The 17,407-nt window shown below is 61.5% G+C and carries 19 protein-coding genes; all 19 read right to left on the reverse strand.

All coding sequences use genetic code 11. The annotated features are described in order from the left end of the window. Window positions 1–8: 8 nt before the first annotated feature. Entirely contained in the window at window positions 9–4,478 is a 4,470-nt protein-coding gene (locus tag WBK19_RS18865; protein WP_511292521.1) for a PAS domain S-box protein, read from the reverse strand. A gap of 481 nt (window positions 4,479–4,959) precedes the next feature. Beyond that, a complete protein-coding gene (locus WBK19_RS18870) occupies window positions 4,960–5,367 on the reverse strand; it encodes a hypothetical protein (RefSeq protein WP_511292523.1) in 408 nt (135 codons plus the stop codon). Between the two features lie 42 nt (window positions 5,368–5,409). Next, window positions 5,410–5,715 carry a hypothetical protein gene (locus WBK19_RS18875; protein WP_226404766.1) on the reverse strand — a complete coding sequence of 102 codons (306 nt, stop codon included), beginning with the start codon at window positions 5,713–5,715 and terminating at the stop codon, window positions 5,410–5,412. Further along, the gene (locus tag WBK19_RS18880) at window positions 5,712–6,245 is read right to left on the reverse strand and encodes a flavodoxin (protein WP_511292525.1); all 534 of its coding nucleotides are present in this window, start codon (window positions 6,243–6,245) and stop codon (window positions 5,712–5,714) included. The genes WBK19_RS18875 and WBK19_RS18880 overlap by 4 nt, the downstream gene beginning before the upstream one ends. A 2-nt stretch (window positions 6,246–6,247) precedes the next feature. Next, the gene (locus WBK19_RS18885; protein WP_511292527.1) at window positions 6,248–6,520 is read right to left on the reverse strand and encodes a nitrogen fixation protein NifZ; all 273 of its coding nucleotides are present in this window, start codon (window positions 6,518–6,520) and stop codon (window positions 6,248–6,250) included. Between the two features lie 4 nt (window positions 6,521–6,524). After that, a complete protein-coding gene (locus WBK19_RS18890; protein WP_511292529.1) occupies window positions 6,525–6,854 on the reverse strand; it encodes a (2Fe-2S) ferredoxin domain-containing protein in 330 nt (109 codons plus the stop codon). A gap of 737 nt (window positions 6,855–7,591) precedes the next feature. Further along, window positions 7,592–8,719, reverse strand: a complete 1,128-nt coding sequence (hypD, locus tag WBK19_RS18895) for a hydrogenase formation protein HypD (RefSeq protein WP_511292531.1) — start codon at window positions 8,717–8,719, stop codon at window positions 7,592–7,594. Further along, window positions 8,719–8,964 (reverse strand): HypC/HybG/HupF family hydrogenase formation chaperone, encoded by a 246-nt coding sequence (locus tag WBK19_RS18900; protein ID WP_511292533.1) that lies wholly within the window; start codon window positions 8,962–8,964, stop codon window positions 8,719–8,721. Before WBK19_RS18900 ends, hypD begins: the two co-directional genes overlap by 1 nt. A gap of 29 nt (window positions 8,965–8,993) precedes the next feature. After that, window positions 8,994–9,476 carry a [NiFe]-hydrogenase assembly chaperone HybE gene (gene hybE / locus WBK19_RS18905; protein WP_511292535.1) on the reverse strand — a complete coding sequence of 161 codons (483 nt, stop codon included), beginning with the start codon at window positions 9,474–9,476 and terminating at the stop codon, window positions 8,994–8,996. Continuing rightward, window positions 9,473–11,824 carry a carbamoyltransferase HypF gene (gene hypF / locus WBK19_RS18910; protein ID WP_511292537.1) on the reverse strand — a complete coding sequence of 784 codons (2,352 nt, stop codon included), beginning with the start codon at window positions 11,822–11,824 and terminating at the stop codon, window positions 9,473–9,475. The genes hybE (WBK19_RS18905) and hypF overlap by 4 nt, the downstream gene beginning before the upstream one ends. After that, window positions 11,821–12,894, reverse strand: a complete 1,074-nt coding sequence (gene hypB, locus WBK19_RS18915) for a hydrogenase nickel incorporation protein HypB (RefSeq protein ID WP_511292539.1) — start codon at window positions 12,892–12,894, stop codon at window positions 11,821–11,823. The genes hypF and hypB overlap by 4 nt, the downstream gene beginning before the upstream one ends. Before the next feature lie 13 nt (window positions 12,895–12,907). Continuing rightward, the gene (gene hypA / locus WBK19_RS18920; protein WP_511292541.1) at window positions 12,908–13,249 is read right to left on the reverse strand and encodes a hydrogenase maturation nickel metallochaperone HypA; all 342 of its coding nucleotides are present in this window, start codon (window positions 13,247–13,249) and stop codon (window positions 12,908–12,910) included. Further along, a complete protein-coding gene (locus tag WBK19_RS18925; protein WP_511292543.1) occupies window positions 13,242–14,171 on the reverse strand; it encodes a hypothetical protein in 930 nt (309 codons plus the stop codon). The genes hypA and WBK19_RS18925 overlap by 8 nt, the downstream gene beginning before the upstream one ends. Further along, window positions 14,168–14,635 carry a [NiFe]-hydrogenase assembly chaperone HybE gene (hybE, locus tag WBK19_RS18930; RefSeq protein WP_511292545.1) on the reverse strand — a complete coding sequence of 156 codons (468 nt, stop codon included), beginning with the start codon at window positions 14,633–14,635 and terminating at the stop codon, window positions 14,168–14,170. The genes WBK19_RS18925 and hybE (WBK19_RS18930) overlap by 4 nt, the downstream gene beginning before the upstream one ends. Window positions 14,636–14,919: 284 nt before the next feature. Next, on the reverse strand, window positions 14,920–15,117 hold the full coding sequence (locus WBK19_RS18935; RefSeq protein WP_226402793.1) for a rubredoxin: 198 nt from the start codon (window positions 15,115–15,117) through the stop codon (window positions 14,920–14,922). A 9-nt stretch (window positions 15,118–15,126) separates the two neighbouring features. Continuing rightward, window positions 15,127–15,990, reverse strand: coding sequence for a hydrogenase expression/formation protein (locus WBK19_RS18940; protein ID WP_511292547.1), 864 nt, complete (start codon window positions 15,988–15,990; stop codon window positions 15,127–15,129). Beyond that, the gene (locus tag WBK19_RS18945) at window positions 15,987–16,445 is read right to left on the reverse strand and encodes a hypothetical protein (protein WP_511292549.1); all 459 of its coding nucleotides are present in this window, start codon (window positions 16,443–16,445) and stop codon (window positions 15,987–15,989) included. The genes WBK19_RS18940 and WBK19_RS18945 overlap by 4 nt, the downstream gene beginning before the upstream one ends. Next, entirely contained in the window at window positions 16,442–16,744 is a 303-nt protein-coding gene (locus WBK19_RS18950; protein ID WP_511292551.1) for a HypC/HybG/HupF family hydrogenase formation chaperone, read from the reverse strand. Before WBK19_RS18950 ends, WBK19_RS18945 begins: the two co-directional genes overlap by 4 nt. A 1-nt stretch (window position 16,745) precedes the next feature. Then, window positions 16,746–17,360: a HyaD/HybD family hydrogenase maturation endopeptidase gene (locus WBK19_RS18955; RefSeq protein ID WP_511292553.1), complete on the reverse strand. Its 615-nt coding sequence runs from the start codon at window positions 17,358–17,360 to the stop codon at window positions 16,746–16,748. Window positions 17,361–17,407: the final 47 nt, after the last annotated feature.

Raw genomic sequence — 17,407 nt, forward strand, 5'->3', positions numbered from 1 at the left:
TCCACCTTTCAGTCGTCAAGAGGGATACGCAAGTTAAGGCGCGTCCCGGCGTTGGGCATCCCAGTGACGGAAAGCTCTCCGCCCAGATATAGGGCGCGTTCGCGCATCCCGATCAGGCCAAATGAGTCGGGTTTTACACGATTGGACTTCGTAATACCAATTCCGTTGTCCCTGATTTCGATGATCAGCTCACCTCCATGTTTGCTTATCGCGACGAAAGCCGTGCTTGCGCCAGCGTGCTTGGCAACGTTCGTTAAAGCCTCCTGAATGATCCGGAATATGGCCGTACTGCGATCTCTTGAAAGTTTGATGTTTTCCGGCAAGTGCAGATCTGTCGCAATGCCCGTCATTTTGGAAAACTGGGAAACATGCCACTTGATCGTTGCTACCAGCCCAAGGGTATCGAGTGTAGCCGGCCGCAACTCGGCAGAAATTCGCTTGATGGTCTGCAGCGCCATGTCAATCTGGTCGAGAATGCCCCGCAGCGAATCTTGCAGGGGCGTTGACTCCGCCACGCCATTGGCCACGATGGCCAGACTGAGTTTGACCATGGTCAATGTGCCACCAAGTTCGTCATGGACTTCGCGCGCGATCGTCGCACTTTGTTCCTCGCGGACCGTTTCCAGGTGTGCGGCCAGTCGCTGCAAGCGCTTGGCGCTTTCCTGTTGCTCTTCAGCGGCCAGCTTGCGTTCGGTAATTTCCTCGTGCTTGGCCACTAGCCGAAGCTGACCGTCACCTGGGAAGCAACTCAGCTTCATGGCAAACCAGCGTCGCGTTTCCGGGGAATGGCATTCGTATTCAGCCGAGAAATCCTGACGCCGGCCGGCAATAAATTCCCGGATGGCTGTAGCAACCTGGGCGGCGACAGGGTCTGAGGTGCCTGAAGCGGCATCACAGATGGCGAGGTAGTCGGCTCCTTCGCATACTTGTTCGAATTGCACGCCGTTATTCTGTGCAAATTCCCGCCATGCCTTGTTTACCGCAATGATGTGCCCCGTGCCATCAAGCACGCACACTGAAGAGCTCAGGGCATCGATTGTGGCGCGAGCAAAGCGCTCGGATTCCAGCAAGGCACGCGACCGTTCCTCGACTTCGGCAGTGCGCTGGGCGACCAGCTCTTCGAGCGAATCGTTAAAGCGGCGCAAGTCTTCCTCGGCATGCTTGCGCCCACTGACGTCGGTCAGGCTACCGATGACACGGACGACTCTGCCAGAAGAATCGCGGACGATGCGGGCGCAGTCCAGGATGTGTAACCAGTGTCCCGCACTGTGCCGCATGCGATATTCCAGTTGCAGGCTATCGCAGCGTGTCCTCAGGACGCGAAGGATCTCAGGTCGAATTCTGACCAGATCATCCGAATTGACGTTCTCGCGCCACCATCGTCGTCCCGATTCGGCATCCAGTCCGCTGACCCCAAAGACACGGAGGAGTCCACTCGACCAGTAGGTTGAACCAGTACGCTTGTCCCAGTCATAAACGACCCCGGAAATCGCCTCCATGGCCAGACGGAAGCGCGATTCACTGGCAAAAAGTGCTGCTTCGGAACGTTTGCGCTCATTGATATCCTGAGTGCTGCCAAAACCGCCGAGCAGATTTCCCTGGGGGTCGAATTCCAGTTCGGTTCGTTCATTGACCCACTTTATCTCGCCAGCGACCACGATTCGATGCTCGATATCATACGGGGCACCCAGAAGCGCATCACGCCAGGTTTTGTCGACGAAGGACCGGTCGTCAGGATGGACTATCGAGAGAAAGGTCTCATAAGTCAGTGGCGTGCCCTTGGGAACGCCAAAAATACGATAGTTCTCGTCCGACCAACGTAATTCATTTTGTTTGACATAGAGACGCCAGCTACCGGTTTGGGCGACAGCCTGTGCTTGCTGGAGATCTCTTTCACTTTCGCGCAGCGCATTTTCAACGCGTTTGAGCCGACTGATATCAAGGTTGATGCCGGCCCAGTGGGTGATTTGCCCCACTTCATTGCGAACGGCCACGCCGCGCGCCAGCACTTCATGCCACAAACCATCCACCCCGCGAAAACGATGTTCGATGTCCCAATCTGCACCTGTCTGGGCGCACTCTTTCCAGGCCGCGATGGTGCGCTCGGCATCATCCGGATGAAGTACGTCACCCCAGCCAAAATTCGAGCACTGCTCCTGCGTTATCCCAACCATGTTGAGGAAAGAGTCGCTGGCATAGAGGTTCCGGCCATCGGCTGCACAGATCCAGATCCCGTAGTCAATCGACTCCCCGATGGCGCGATAAATACGTTCACTCTCGCGAAGTGCCTCTTCCGAGTGCTTGCGGGCAGTGATATCCATCAAATACCCTTGCCACAGAATGCTGCCGTCGGGTTCCCGCTGCGGCATCGAATGACCGTCAACCCACAAGATCCCTTTGCTCGGATGGTGCACCCGATATTCCGCACGCCATGGTGTCATCGCGCCGACCGAAGCGGCGATTGCCTCGTTCACCATTCCGATGTCGTCGGCGTGAATTCTGGCCAGAAGAGGCGTGGCGTCGTCGCGAACATCCTCAGGCTGCAGGCCGTAGAGTTCATATAGTGCGGGGCTGGCGTATGGCATGCACGCCGTACCGTCAGGGCGCAGCAGGAACGAGCAGATCACCCCGGGCACAGTCGCGGCAATCTTTGACAATATGTCCTGCATTTTCAGCTGGTCGCGAAGCGCGGCCTCGGCACGTTTCTGAATGGTGATGTCTTGAATGACGGCAATCGAACGCGTGACATGATTCTGTTCGTCACGTACGGCAGTCAATTGCACATTGACCCAGACGATGCTGCCGTCCTTGCGCACATAGCGTTTGTCGATGACAAAGAGATCAGTTTCTCCGACCATGACAGCACGAAACCCTTGCCAGCTTCTCTCCCGGTCTTCCGGGTGAGTTATAACGTCGACGGATTGTGCCAAAAGCTCTTCTGCCGAATAGCCGGTAATTTCGCAAAATTTTCGGTTCACCCGCAATAGTTGACCGGTCAACGGATCAGCCTGAATACTGCCCACCACCGACAATTCGAACAGGCTGCGAAACTCTTCCTCGCTATTGCGCAAGGCAGCAACCATGATCTTGTATTCGGTTAGGTCACGTGCATATCCGACGGTCCCCAGAATTTGGCCGTCCAGCACGACCGGGGACTTGAAGGTTTCAAACCAGCGAAGTTCATCCCCTGTCTCGTTCCACTCCTCAATGATTCTTGGCTCGCCACTTTCCAGGACTTCCCGATCATCGGTCCGATAGGATTCAGCCAGTTCCAGCGACGCGATATCGAGGTCGGACTTGCCGACCAATGATTCCGCCGAAGGCCAGCCAAAAGTGGCGGCAAAGGGTTGGTTCACGGAAAGAAAATTGCCCTGCTCATCCTTCAGCCAGACAATGAACGGAAAGGTATCCAGCAGTGCCCGCTGGTATTGCTCGCGTTCGCGTAATCGCCTCGTAGCCTGCCTTTCCTGGGTCACGTCGACCACCACCATGCGACATTCCCTGCCGTTCTCGTCAGGCACGGCATCAATCGTGATGATCGCCGCCGGACGTTGGGCGGTGGCCGACAAGGTAATTTCGCATACCTGTTGGCTGCGCTCCCTCAAGACCTTTTCCAGAAATTCATTGAAAACAACAACAGATTCCGGCGCCACCGAAGTACCAAATCGATATCGCCTGAATTCCGTGTGCTTGATGCCGATAAGCGTGGCGCCAGCCAGATTGATCTGACAAATTGCCCCCTGTGCATCGACGGTGACGAGCGCAATGGGAGAAAAGTCATAGATTTCGGCATACCGTTGGCGTGCCGCGTCAGCTTCGGCATAGGCTCTGGCCAACGCCTCGTTTTGCAACTCCAGTTCGATTTTATGCACCTGTAGTTCATGGACGAGGCGGTGCGTATCCGTCGGCTGGCTGGCACTGCCACTCAAGGTCTGTGGGAGCCTGTCCTCGGCGGTCTTGCGCAGTTTGCCTTGAGTGAAGAGCGTACTTGACGGACCCTGCGCATATGGCACGTTCGGCGCCGAACGGGTCGCGATTTGGCTGGATGCGGCGGCATTCCGTTCAATCTGGGTCATCAGAGACTGCACATAGCGAAGGGCAGTACGCAGCAGCGCCCCCCCTTGATCAAGCTCGCTACGCATCGGCTCGATGCGGATCCGGTAGGCATGGCCAGCTCTTTGTGCAACTGCCTGATGTGCCGACCTGTCCTCGCCAAGCACGGCTGAGACGCCAACCACGCCATCATTCCCGACGATGGCGATTTCGGAACTGGCGCCATCAGCGGTTATCGACCTTAGTGAAACGATGCCGCTGACGGGGAAATAGAGAAAATCCAGCGTCGCGCCGGCTTCATGGAGAACCTCGCCGGCAGACAAGCTCACCTTCTCGAACTCGCCTTCAAGTCGCAGATAGTCGGCCAAAGGCAAGGCGGCCAGGAGGAGGTTGTCCTTGGGCGTACCAGGCAATGTAGTTCGCATCCAGTCTTTCCTCCGAGTTTGCCTTTGTGTCCATCTTTCAAAGGTCGGGTTTTATGCTACCGGATTTTTGCGTTGCTGACAGATGAGCCGGTCGTTGGTGATCCGGCTTGGTGAGAGGTAATCGCGTTGTCGGGATGAACGCAAAGGGTCGAATATCGTCGGTCAAGCTGACGCGATTCCGCCCGTGCCAGGGGTGGCGCAAGGTGGTGGCTGCCAATGCAGGCGTTGGAGGCGAGTCGATATTTCGATTTTGGGCTTTTTTTCCGGTTGACCGTGGGAACCCAGCGCTATCGGCGATTTGCGCGAAAAAAGCCCGCTGTCGTCAGCTGGCGCCAACGAGCCTGCCGGGAGACAGGGAGGCGAGGATTTGTTGGCACTTTGTGGTCGCGTCGAACGTGACAGACGCTACTGCCGCGTGCGGAATGGGGGCGATATGGGGGTGAAACGGGGGCGGCGAAACGGCTGATCCGGGTGCCGGGCCTTAGCGCGGCATGGCGCTGCTGAAGGCGTAGAAGCTGGCCGGTTCGCTGCCGTGGTTGGCGCTGTTGCGCCGAAAGACCAGCCAGCGATCGTCACGCAGGCGCCAGGCCGACATCCGTTCGCTGAAAGTGACCACCGGCTGAGCTGTCTCGCCAGTGCCGGATTGGGTGAGCAGAAAACGATGGCAGGTGAAGCAGGGCTTGTCGTCGCCATCATAGCCAACGGCGCGCTCGGCGCTGATTTCGTATTCGCTGTAGTGGGCGTAATAGAGCGGCGCTTCGACGGCGTTCAACCATTCGGCGGGCAGATCTTCCTGCCAGATTCGCGCATCCGGGGTGCCCCCTTTGCAGCCGGGTACTTTGGCCAAATTGCTGATGTTGGGGCTGGCGTTTCCGGGCAAGGAGTTCATGGCGTGAGTGCAGGAAAGGTTTGGCTGGCCGGATTGTGGCAATCAGGCGTCGAAATGGAGGGCGAGGCTGGCCAATACCTTGGGCAGTGGCAGGTTTTCTTCGCTTTCCAGAATGCCCGGCACCGGGTGCGGGTATTCGTAGAAAATGCCGTAGGTGCCGCTGCGCTGGCCGTGCAGGTAAACATGGGCGCGCAGGGTGGCGATTTCGGCGTGGCGCAGCGTGACGATGTGCGGATCGTCGCCGGCATCCGGCTCGATGTCGCAGGCTTGGGCGATGCGCTCGTCGAGCGAGACCAGGACGCGGCGGATTTCACGCGACTTGGGGGCGGCCCAGGGGTTGGCGTTCATGGCAGGAGCTCCGGTTGGATTTGGGCCAGCCAGGTGTTGACGCGCTCTTCGGTGAGCAGCGGCTGGTGATGCTGATCGAGGGCCAGGCCAAGGAAGTTGTCGCCATCAACCGCCTGCGAGGCGGTGAAGTCGTAGCCTGCGGTGGGCCAGCGGCCGACGACGCGGGCGCCGCGAGCGACCACGGCGTCATGGATGAGGCCGATGGCGTCGACAAATTCTTCGGCGTATTTCTTCTGGTCACCAAGGCCGAAAATGGCGATGGTCTTGCCGGACAGGTCGGCCCCGGCCAGTTGCGGCAGGAACTCCTCCCAGCTTGGCTGGCTGAGTCCGACCGATTGGCCGGGTAATTCACCATCGCCCAGCGTCGGGCTGCCGACGATGAGCGCATCGTAGGCGAGGAAATCTTCGAGCGTCGTCCGGCCGATGTTGACGGGGGCATCAGCCACGTCACCCAGCTTTTTCGCCATCTGCTTGGCGATCAGCCGGGTGCGGCCGGTGTCGGTGCCGAAGAAGATTCCAATTTTGGCCATTTTTACTGGTTGACCGTGGAATCCTGTGTCAGCTCTTCCGGCAGGCAGCCGATAGGGGCGCCAAGGCTGCCATTCGGGCCGTTTTCAAATTGGACCAGATAGATTTCCTTGGTTTCGTCCATTTCGGCCACGCCAAAATGGACGACGACACCACGCAGGCCGGAGGGAATGATCAAGGCTTCTTCATCTTCAAAGCCGGGCATGCCGCCGTCGTTGAAGATGTCTTCAGCCGCGAAGACCATGTCGCCGATGTGATATTGCTGAGCGGTTTCCATGATCTCAGGCCCAGACGTCAGGCGGCGCGAGCAGGCGCTCGACCGGTTGATCGAACATCAGGTGCTCGTCGATGATGACGCCGACGTCTTCCGGCTTGACGCCGGTGTACATGATGCCTTCCGGATAGACCAGCACGCTCGGGCCGAGGTGGCAGGGGCCGAGGCAGCCGGTGTTGGTCAGCGCGAAGCCCGAAGCCCACAGGTTGCGGGCGGTGAATTCATCGGAAAAAGCCTGCCAGGTGGCGCCGCAGCCCTGTTCCTGGCAAGAGCCGCGCGGGTGGCCGGCAGGGCGCCCCTGGACGCAGACGAGTACGTGTTTCTTCGGTTTTGGCATGGAGCTCTCCTGGTTGATGCTTAAGCTATTGCAAGGGGAGTGCCAGCTTTAAGTTTAATTAATTCAATGGTTTGCGTTATGTTGTTGTGTCGCGTTTGCGACAAATGGGGTTTTGGTGTGGCAATTGCTGCTTGCCGGGGCTTGAAGGTTGGCGCTTGGATAGGCTTGGGGTTCCGCCCTTGCGGGGCGTCTCACTTTCTTTTGCTTCGCCAAAAGAAAGTAAGCAAAGAAAAGGCGACCCTGGGTCGGTGCCGGCTGCGCCGGTTCCCTGTGCTACTCGGAAAGCCGGGCGGCTGCGGAACTCGGGGCTTCGCCCCTCAAACAGTCCTCGCCGAAGGCCCCCGGCCTTCCTGCGTTGCTCGGCACCTCTCAAGGGGCCCGGTGAAACAACCCGTAGTTGAGCTTGGGTGCCTGAATGATAGATTTCATTTTTGGCCGTTTTTTCCGGTTGACCGTGGAAACCAGTTTTTTGCGCTACATCGGTCGAACATGGACGCCTTTGGGGTCCCCGTGGAAGGCGCTGAGCAACGCAGGCGGGCCGGGGGCAGTCGGCTTGCGTTGTCTGAGCCGCAGGCGAGTTTAGCAAGCCGCCCGGCCTGCCGAGTAGCGCAAGGGACCCGAAGGGCGCCGACCCTGGGGTCGCCTTTTCTTTGGCTACTTTCTCTTGGCGAAGCAAAAGAAAGTACGCCCGCCAGCAAGGCGGAACCCCAAGCCAATAAAAAAAGGAAACCCCCACTTCAGGCGACATCCTTATACCGCCCGTACGTATAGTGCGCCGCACAAGCCCCCTCCGAAGAAACCATGCAGGAACCAACCGGATTCTCCGGCGTACAAACCGTCCCGAAAATCTTGCAGTCTTGCGGCCGCTTAACCCCGCGCAGGATCGCCCCGCACTCGCAAGCCTTGTGATCCGGCACCGAGGCATAACCCAGCGGAAAGCGTTTTTCAGCATCAAATTCGGCGAACTGGCTGCGAATGCGCAAAGCCGAGTAAGGCAGGATGTTCAAACCGCGCCATTCGAAGTTCTTGCGCATTTCGAACACTTCGGCCACCAGAGCCTGCGCCTTGAGATTGCCATCGCGATCAACGGCCCGCGAGAACTCGTTTTCAACCTCGGCCCGGCCTTCGTTAACCTGGCGGATCAACATCCTGATCGCCTGCATGACGTCGAGCGGCTCGAAACCGGCGATGACCACCGGCTTGCGGTATTCCTCGGCGAAAAATTCGTAGGGCCGACTGCCGATGATGGTCGACACATGGGCCGGGCCGATGAAGCCGTCGAGCGGCACGGTGCCCCACTGGCGCACTTCCGGCGATTCGAGAATGCTGGAGATAGCCGACGGGGTCAGCACGTGGCAGCAGAGCACCGAGAAGTTCTTCAGACCGAGCGCCGCCGCCTGCTTGATGGCAACGGCCGTCGGCGGCGTCGTCGTCTCGAAGCCGATGGCGAAGAAGACGACCTGCTTATCGGAATTTTTCTGCGCCAAGGTCACGGCGTCGGCGCTCGAATAAACCATGCGAATGTCACCGCCACGCGCCTTGGCCTTGAGCAGCGAGAGGCTGTCGGAGGCCGGCACGCGCAGGCAGTCGCCGTAGGTGCACAGCGTGACGCCCTGCTCCAGCGCCAGCCTGATCGCCTGATCGACGCGGCCGATGGGCAGCACGCAAACCGGGCAGCCGGGGCCGTGGATCATCTTGACGTTGGCCGGCAGCAGGTCGGAAACGCCGTAGCGCGAAATGGCGTGGGTGTGGCCGCCGCAGAATTCCATGAAATGGTAGTTGCGCGCCGGGTTCGCCTCGCGGCGGATGGCTTCTGCCAGACCCTTGGCAACCTCGCCGTCGCGGAATTCGTCGATGTATTTCATCAATGAAAAGTCGGGTCGTCGCCGGGCGCTAGCTCGCCCATTTCAGCAAACAGCTTGAGCGTCTTGGCTGCCTCTTCCGGGTCGAGCTTGTTCAGCGCGTAGCCGACATGAACGATCACGTAATCGCCAACCGCCACGCCCTCGACCAGCGCCAGCGAGATTTCCTTCTTGACCCCGGCCAGATCGACCAGGGCGTTGTCGTTGTCGCGCAATTCAACGACTTGCGCAGGAATGGCCAGACACATGACGGCTCCTCAAACTTTCAAAATTCGGTTCATCGCCGACCGCTCAGGGCGCGCAGAAAACCGCGCCGACTGACCGGCTGGCGGGGCTCGTCACTGACCGCGGCAGCAGGCGCGCCAAGACCGAGGGCCAAACGGGCATCGCCAACCAGAAGGCGGGCTGCTGCCATGCTGAGCACGCTGCCAATCGGCTGCACCAGATCGACGCACTGATAATCGCCAAGCTCCGGGTCGTGCGCCGCGACGAAGCGCCAGTCCATGCTCCCCTGCGCCAGATAGCGCTGCTGCCCGAGCGGAATGTCGCCCCACAGTTCGCCGCCCCCGGGCAAGAGAAAAATGCGGACAAAACCCGGCGCAATCATGCCGGCCAGCCAGTCGCCGCGTTCCTGAACGCACCAGCAGACTTCGGCCGTCAGCGCCGGATTGACCGGCAGCCCTTCGGACAGCGCAGCGCAACGCCCGGCCAGCGCACTGGCCGGATCACTCTGCCACGAGGTCGGCGTTTTATCGCTCAAGACATTTCCTTTATTAAAACCTGTTCCGGCCGATTTTCGCCGCTCGCCAGCAGGTCGGCAAGCGCCATACGGCGGGCGATCCAGGCCTGACCGAGAGCCAGACCGCCATCGTTGGCCGGCGCCTGGCGGGCTTCGAGCAGTTCGATACTGGCCGCGTCGAAATGGCTGCGCAGCGCCGTCATGAGCACGGCATTCATCGCGCAGCCGCCGCCGATGGCGATTTTTGTGGTTTTCAATTTTGACTCTTTTTCCCGGTTGACCGTGGCAATCGCCCAATCGGCCAGACCGGCCGCGACGGTGGCGTGGAACAGCGCGGCGCCGTGGGCGGCATCGTCCTTGCAACCCATGAGTGCCGACAACATCGGCGAAAAGTCGAGGATCGCGCCGTCTTCGAGCAAGGCATAGCCGCCGGGCAGCGGCTCGACCGAGCCGTATTGGGCGGCCAGACCTTCGAGTTCCATCGCCGCCTGGCCTTCGAAATGCATGAGGTCGCGCACGCCGAGCAGGCCGGCGGCGGCGTCGAACCAGCGGCCGAGGCTGGTCGTCGGCGGGCAACGCAGATTGCGGGCGAGCATGGTGAGCAGCGGGCCGGGATCGCGACTCGGGTAATACTGCTTGATCCAGCCGCCGACGCGGTAGCCGAAGCCGGCGCCGTGCAGGGCGGAAACGGCCATGCGCCACGGCTCTTTGGCGGCGCGGTCGCCGCCCGGCATGGCCAGCGGGCTGAGGTGGCCGAGGCGCTCGCAGTTCGCACCCTCGAGGTAGAGCAGTTCGCCACCCCAGACGCCACCATCCGGGCCAAGACCTACGCCATCGAGCGCCAGACCGATAGTCGCCTCGTTGACGCCATGTTCGGCGCAGATCGCGGCGATATGGGCGTGATGATGGCCGACGGCGATGGCCGGAATGCCGAGCTTTTCGGCCAGGCGAACGGCGAGATGCGTCGAGGGAAAATCGGGGTGCAGGTCGTGGGCGATCAGTTCGGGCCGGACATCGAGGATGGCCAGCAGGTGCGCGACCGTTTCCTCAAGGAAGCCGATGGCCGCGGCGTTGTCGAGGCCGCCGATGTGCTGCGAGAGGAAGGCTTCGCGGCCTTTCGTGAGGCAGATCGTGTTCTTGAGGTAGCCGCCGAGCGCCAGTACGGTCGGGCCATCGTCAGTCAAAGCAATCGGCACCGGCACGTAGCCGCGGGCGCGGCGGATGAATGCCGGGCCGGCACGGACAACCGAATCGTCGCAGCGAATGACGATCTCGCGGTCATGCAGCAGGTAAGCGTCGGCAATGCCGTTCAGGCGATCGAGCGCTTCGTCGTTGGCGATGACCAGCGGCTCGCCCTGCGGGTTGGCGCTGGTCATGACCAGCAGCAGGTCACTGCTTTGCGCCAGCCAGTCGGTGCCGGCCGGACGGCCAGCCGCTTCGTGCCAGAGCAGCAGGTGGAGCGGCGTCGCCGGCAACATGGCGCCGAGCCAGGCGAGGCCGGGGGCGATGCCTTTCAGTTCTGCGTCGCCCTTCGGGCAGAGGAGAATGGGTGCGGCGACGCTGTGCAGCAGGGCCAGTTCATCATCGCCAATCCGCGCAAATTCGCCCAGCGAAGCGGCGTTGAGGCCCATCACGGCGAAGGGCTTTTCCTCGCGTTGTTTGCGTTCGCGCAGATCGGCGACGGCAGCAGCGCTCCGCGCATCACAGGCGAGGTGGAAACCGCCCAGACCCTTGATCGCGACGATTTTCCCGTCGCGCAGCAGGCTCAGGGTTTCGGTGATGGGGTCGCCGACCAGCGGCTGTCCGTCGGCAGCAAGCAGGCGCAGTTGCGGGCCGCAATCGGGGCAACAGGTGGTTTCGGCGTGAAAGCGGCGGTCAGTCGGGGAGTTGTACTCGTCGCTACACAGCGCGCACAGCGGGAAGGCGGCAAGGCTGGTTTGCGCGCGGTCGTAGGGAATGCCACGACTGACCGTGTAGCGCGGGCCGCAATGGGTGCAGGTCGTGAAGGCGTAGCGCCAGCGGCGGTTGGTCGGGTCGCAGATTTCGGTGCCGCACTCCGGGCAGATCGCGGCATCGGGGCCGATGGCGGTTTTGACTTCGCCCGGCTCACTGTCGAGGATCACAAAGCCGTCGCCAGTCACCTCGGCCGCTTCATCCTCGATGCTGTCGATGCGCGCCAGCCGCGGTGCTTCGAGCGGCAAACGGGATTTGAATTTTGGCCAATTTTTCCCGTTGACCGTGGCAATCACGCCGGCGCCGTCGTTGCGCACCCAGCCGGTCAGCCCGAGTTCGCTGGCCAGCCGCCAGACGTAAGGCCGAAAGCCCACGCCCTGGACGAGACCGCGAATGCGGAACAGGCGGCCGGTCATTTTCCGGCCTGCATCTGCTCCATCTGACGCTCCAGTTCAGCGACGCGCTGCTTCAGGGCATCGACCGTTTCGGTGCAGTGACCGCGCTGCGTTTCGAGGCCGGATTGAATCCAGTCCAGCCAGGCGCTCAGGCCGTCGCCACTGGTCGCCGAAACGCGGAAAATGGTCAGGTGCGGATTGACCCGACGGGCGTTGGCTTCAGCCAGGTCGGCATCGAATTCAAGGTAGGGCAGCAGGTCGCACTTGTTCAGCAGCATGACGTCGGCCGCGCGGAACATGTCCGGGTATTTGAGCGGCTTGTCCTCGCCTTCGGTGACCGAGAGGATGGCGACCTTGTGGTGTTCGCCGAGATCGAAGGCGGCCGGACAGACGAGGTTGCCGACGTTCTCAATGAGGAACAGCGATTCATCGGCCGGTTTCAGGCGCTCCAGCGCGTGACCGACCATGTGGCCGTCGAGATGGCAGCCCTTGCCGGTGTTGATCTGCAGGGCCTGAACGCCGGTGGCGCGGATGCGCTCGGCGTCGTTGGAGGTCTGCTGGTCGCCTTCGACGACGCTGATGGTGACCTTGTCCTTGAGCAATTCGATGGTTTTGACGAGCAGCGTCGTCTTGCCGGAACCCGGGCTGGAGACGAGGTTGAGCGCGAAGATGCCGCGCTCGTCGAACCAGCGACGGTTGGCCACGGCGTAGGTGTTGTTCTTCGACAAGATGTCCTGCTCGATCTGCACCATGCGCGCCTGCGACATGCCCGGCACATGGGCGCCGGCCGGGCCAGTGCCGTAGTCGAGATCGCCGGCGACGCCGTGTTCGTGATGATGATGTTCGTCACCGTGGGCGTGGGCATGTTCGCCCGCATGAACGTGGTCGTGGCTGTGTTCGCTACCGTCGCCATGGTGATGGCTGTGCGAATGCGTGCCGAGCGGCGCAGCGACGGTGCTGTGGGCGTGATCGTGGTCATGCCCGTGGTCGTGCGTGTGGGAATGCACCGTGCCGTCCTCATGAACGTGCGTATGTTCGTGCTCACCTTCGATCTTCGTTTCCCCTGCGCCGCAGCCGCAAACTGTACACATATCCGTCTCCTGATTACTCGATCTCTATTTCCTTGACCCGCATTTCCGTGCCGCCCGTCGCTTGCACCTGATGGCTGCCACATTTCGGGCAGGCGCCGTAGAGTTCCTGCATTGGGACCGTTTCGGCACACAGCATGCACCAGCCGGCACCCGGCACGTCAACAATTTCCAGCGCCGCGCCCTGGGCGATGCTGCCATGCGTCACCGCCTCGAAACAGAACTTGATCGCCTCCGGCTCGACCGACGACATGCGGCCGATTTCCAGTACGACCAGTTTCACCCGCCTGGCGTTCTCGCGTTTTGCGGTGTCTTCAACCAGTTGCAGGACGCCTTCGGCCAGCGACATCTCATGCATCGACCACCTCCGCGACATACGGCAGACAGGGATCGAGCGCCAGTATGGCCCGGTTCAAGCCCAGTCTGGCCTGATCGAGAGAGGCAAACCGGAGATTACCCAGCAAGGATGACAGGGCCGTGGCATCGGCAAAAAAACCGTCGGTCGGCGCCTGGACGCGGTAATTGGCCACCGTGCCGTCCACCACGTGCACGGCATGGGTCAGCACGCCGCGCGCCGTCAGCGTTTGCCCGACGCCCCAACCGTCCTCGCCGGCACTGGCCACCGGAAACGGTGTGCCGCCGGCCAGGGCATCGACGGCAGCCAAGGTTTCGGCCAGGCGCGCCAGAAAAACCGCGCGAATCGATGTCGGCACGGGTAGCACCGGCATTTGTGCCGACGTGCCCTGCCAGAAATCCAGCCATGCCTGCGGGGCGAGTGGAGCGGCGGCTGGAATCTCAAGCTCTCCATCGTCCGGCGCCACTTCATCGGTGCTACGGTCAACCAGCATTTCGAGGCATTTTTCAGCAATCGGGCGCAGGCTTTGGTGCAACAAATTCTGCGTTACCGCCAGACAATCGCCGCCCTGCCGGGCGTTACGCCAGGCAATGAAAGCTTCCTTTTCCGGGCGCAGGCCGAGCGCTGGCGGCCAGTCGAGCAGCAGGCGCCAGAAATTCTCGTGCAGCATTTCCAGCCAGAGTTCGGCGCTATCGAAAGCCCGTGGCGCTTCGCCCTGGGCCGCTGTCACTGCCGCCTCGGCCGCCGCCCGCTGGGCATGAGCGCACAGAGTGAACAGATAGGGCACGGTCTTGGTCACCACATCGGGCAACTGGCCGATGAACAGGCGGGTGACCGAAGGGCGCGTCAGGTCGACACGAATATCGTGCAGGCCGCGCTCCTTGAAACGAGCCTTGACAGTGAGCAGGCCGGCGCTGGTGGTCATCGCCCCAACCCGAGAAAAGCGCGACGGCTGGTCGCCTTGGCTGGCGGCGGTTCGGCCAGCGGGTCGGCAAACAAGGCATGCGCGGCGGCCAGCGCGGTCAGGCGAGCGGCCTCGTGGCTGTCGAATTCGAGCGCCGGCGAGAACAGCGAACAGAGGTGGTAGATGCCGATGCTCTCTTCCTCGGCCACCGTGAATTCGTAATCGCCGGACGGAAAATGCCAGTCGTGCTTGCTGCAGGCAGCCAGCGCCGGCCAGCCTTCGGCCTGACCGGGCAGGCAGAGCAGGTTGATCGCCCACGGCGTGATCATCGCTCCCGCCCAATGGCCATCCGGCCGCCGCTGGAAGCCGATGGCCTCGACCTGTAGGAGCCCATTGCAGATCGGCACATCGTGCATCCGGGTGCGGGCAATGGTGGCGAAGGCGGCGACCAGTTCGGGCGACGGGTCGGTCGTCCAGAACCTCACTTGGCAGCCCTCATTCCGCCCTCCACTTACCCGGAACAGACACTATCCAAGGCCAGCGACCTACCGGCAAAAGAAGTCCAAGGAGGGCTTGGACCTCATTCGCGGGCGGTCGCATTCCATGGCAAGCCATGGAGCCTTGCTCCCTGCTCATTCCGCCCTCCTCTTCCGGGAAACAGACGAAGCCCTTGATCCACCGATAGCCGACAAAGCCAGTCCGGGGAGGGCTTGGACCTCATTCGCGGGCGGTCGCATTCCATGGCAAGCCATGGAGCCTTGCTCCCTGCTCATTCGGTCACCATGAACTTGTGTTTAGGCGCATCACAGCCCGGGCAACACCAGTCATCGGGCAAATCGGCGAACGGCGTACCGGGCGGAATGCCGCGCACGTCGTCACCCTGCTCCGGGTCATAGACCCACCAGCAGATGCCGCATTCCAGCCGGTCGCCCGGCTGAACATTGAGAAACGAACCTTCGAAACGCATCAGTGAAGACTAGACCGGCTCCACCATCATGTCGAGATATTCGCGCAGGCGTTCGACGGAGTCGGTGAAATCCTCGTCGGCGGCCAGCGCCACTTCGGGCATGCCGATGACTTCGATGGAGTTGAGGATCAGTGCATCCATGCTGTTGAAGTACTGCACCCACCAGACGTTCTTGAGCCGCGAGCTGGTGATCCGGCAATTGCCGTAGCCGCGTGACAGGATGGAGACTTCGCGGTGGCCGAGCCAGCTATAGAGCGTATCGAGGTCGGCATCGCTGACTGGCAACAGCGTCAGGTTGATGATGTGGGCCGCGTCGCCGGGTTTCCACGTCGCCGCCTGCATGCGGATTTCCTCGACGAGGGCCTGGGCGTTCATGCAGCCGATTGGGTAGGCCGGCGGCGGCAGATCGGCCGTCGCAGTAGCCAGCATCGTTGCGGTCAGCGCGGCCGGGATGTCACCGGTTTCAAGACGGTCGACAACCATGGCGCCATCGTCCGCCACCTGCAGGACGCGCCAGATGCCGGAAAATGCCGTCTCCTGCACCCGCCAGTGTTGCGGCGCCGTGGTGAAGGCGCTGACTTCGCCAAAGCCCATCGACTGGTTGATGACATCGCGCATCGTCGCATCGAGGTCGCGCAGATTGAGCGTAGCACCGCCGGCAAAGCCGACTTTCTCGGCCTCGTCGACATAGGCGCCGAGCAGGCTGGCCGCCAGATTGACCACCTCTTGCGCCACGTTGTCGGGCAGGCGTGGTTGCGAGAAGGTTTCCATGCCCTTGGGCATCGGCAGGTAATCCGGCGTTTCCTCGCCTTGCGAGCCAGGGCCCATGGCGACGACGGAAATCGGGAAGGGACGCATCGTGGACGGGTTCATGCGCAGGCTCCTTGCGTGCTGGCGGCGCGGACGGGGATGCCGATCGGCTTGGGTTGAGCCGGGCCGGTGAGCAGGCGGGCGATTTCATTCTGGTATTCGTTCCAGTCGCGAATGCCGTTGAGGACGCCGACGAAAGCGCCATCGCGCAGGAAGACGACGGCCGGGGCGCGCGGCACGCCGTATTGCTGCATCAACGGCGCGGAAAAATCGGGACCGGCAACCCAGCGGGCGATCTGCTCACCAACCGGTTTGAGCGCTTCAGGCAGGATGACGCAGGCGTCGAGGACTTCGAGATTGCGCTGCGGGTCTTCGGTGAGGAGCAGGGCGGTCAGACCGGCCGGAAATTCGGGATTCTCACGGTCAACCCGAAAAAAGCCGTGTTTTTGAAGTAATCGGCCAATGGCTGTTTCAAGTCTTTCGAGCGAGGTCGGGCCGGCTTTGAGTTCGAGGCTCATGATTGTTGTGTCCTCAGGAAATCGGGGAGTTGGGGTTCGCGATCGAGATCGGCGAAGAAGGCAGAAAAGTCGGTGGCGCCGGCTTGCGCGGCATCGAGCGCATCGAGTGCCGCGTCGATGGCGGCAGCGCGCTCGGCGTCGATCACTTCGCGCGCTGCGTCGAGAAAAGTCATGAGCCAGGTGCCCGGCAGTTGCTGGCCGACCAGACTGAGGTCGACCCGCACTTCGCCGTTACGACCGGCGCAGCGGGCGAAATGTTCGCCGCATTCGAGCACCTGGACGGGGATGCCGAGGCACATGTCAAACGCTTTCCATATTCAGGAAACGCGCGTCACCAAGGCGATAAGCGACTTCCGCCGGCGGCCGTTCGGATTCATAAACATCCATCGCCAGCGCGTTGTCAGTGATGCTTTCGCTCTGCCCGTCACGCACCCGGCCGGCCGCGCCCCATTTTTCCAGCCAGTCGAGCGCGATGTTGAGGGCCGGCACCATCTGCGCCTTGACGATATCGCGCAGGCTGCCGCCGAAATCTTCCAGCTGCTCGGCCTGAACGCCAACGAGAACGAGTTCTGCCGGCAGTTTTTGCGTCAGTTCGGCCGCCATGAGCACTTCCTGAAAGCCGGTCTGGTGCAGACTCATTTTCTTGACGCCCATGAAGCGTGGCACCTGATCGCCGACCACAACGCGCAAACTGCCCGGCTCATCACCGTAATCGACGGCATCGAATACCAGCAGGCAATCGGCCTCCTGGACGTAGGGCAGCAGGTAAAGACCTTGCGTGCCGCCGTCCATGACCGTCACCTGCGGTGGAAATTCCCAGCCGGCGTTGAGCGCTTCGACACAGCGCACGCCGAAACCTTCGTCGGCCCACAGGATGTTGCCGATACCGAGGACCAGTATGCGTTTTGAAGTCATTGTCACCACCTGAAAAAGTGCCCCGGTGTACAGCCGTACCCGGGGCG

The sequence above is a fragment of the Azonexus sp. genome, from assembly GCF_049652925.1.
Lineage (GTDB): Bacteria > Pseudomonadota > Gammaproteobacteria > Burkholderiales > Rhodocyclaceae > Azonexus.

Coding starts and splice junctions, on each gene's coding strand:
- WBK19_RS18865 (WP_511292521.1), bottom strand. CDS start 4,478: ATGCGAACTACATTGCCTGGTACGCCCAAGGACAACCTCCTCCTGGCC.
- WBK19_RS18870 (WP_511292523.1), bottom strand. CDS start 5,367: ATGAACTCCTTGCCCGGAAACGCCAGCCCCAACATCAGCAATTTGGCC.
- WBK19_RS18875 (WP_226404766.1), bottom strand. CDS start 5,715: ATGAACGCCAACCCCTGGGCCGCCCCCAAGTCGCGTGAAATCCGCCGC.
- WBK19_RS18880 (WP_511292525.1), bottom strand. CDS start 6,245: ATGGCCAAAATTGGAATCTTCTTCGGCACCGACACCGGCCGCACCCGG.
- WBK19_RS18885 (WP_511292527.1), bottom strand. CDS start 6,520: ATGGAAACCGCTCAGCAATATCACATCGGCGACATGGTCTTCGCGGCT.
- WBK19_RS18890 (WP_511292529.1), bottom strand. CDS start 6,854: ATGCCAAAACCGAAGAAACACGTACTCGTCTGCGTCCAGGGGCGCCCT.
- hypD (WP_511292531.1), bottom strand. CDS start 8,719: ATGAAATACATCGACGAATTCCGCGACGGCGAGGTTGCCAAGGGTCTG.
- WBK19_RS18900 (WP_511292533.1), bottom strand. CDS start 8,964: ATGTGTCTGGCCATTCCTGCGCAAGTCGTTGAATTGCGCGACAACGAC.
- hypF (WP_511292537.1), bottom strand. CDS start 11,824: ATGACCGGCCGCCTGTTCCGCATTCGCGGTCTCGTCCAGGGCGTGGGC.
- hypB (WP_511292539.1), bottom strand. CDS start 12,894: ATGTGTACAGTTTGCGGCTGCGGCGCAGGGGAAACGAAGATCGAAGGT.
- hypA (WP_511292541.1), bottom strand. CDS start 13,249: ATGCATGAGATGTCGCTGGCCGAAGGCGTCCTGCAACTGGTTGAAGAC.
- WBK19_RS18925 (WP_511292543.1), bottom strand. CDS start 14,171: ATGACCACCAGCGCCGGCCTGCTCACTGTCAAGGCTCGTTTCAAGGAG.
- WBK19_RS18935 (WP_226402793.1), bottom strand. CDS start 15,117: ATGCGTTTCGAAGGTTCGTTTCTCAATGTTCAGCCGGGCGACCGGCTG.
- WBK19_RS18940 (WP_511292547.1), bottom strand. CDS start 15,990: ATGAACCCGTCCACGATGCGTCCCTTCCCGATTTCCGTCGTCGCCATG.
- WBK19_RS18945 (WP_511292549.1), bottom strand. CDS start 16,445: ATGAGCCTCGAACTCAAAGCCGGCCCGACCTCGCTCGAAAGACTTGAA.
- WBK19_RS18950 (WP_511292551.1), bottom strand. CDS start 16,744: ATGTGCCTCGGCATCCCCGTCCAGGTGCTCGAATGCGGCGAACATTTC.
- WBK19_RS18955 (WP_511292553.1), bottom strand. CDS start 17,360: ATGACTTCAAAACGCATACTGGTCCTCGGTATCGGCAACATCCTGTGG.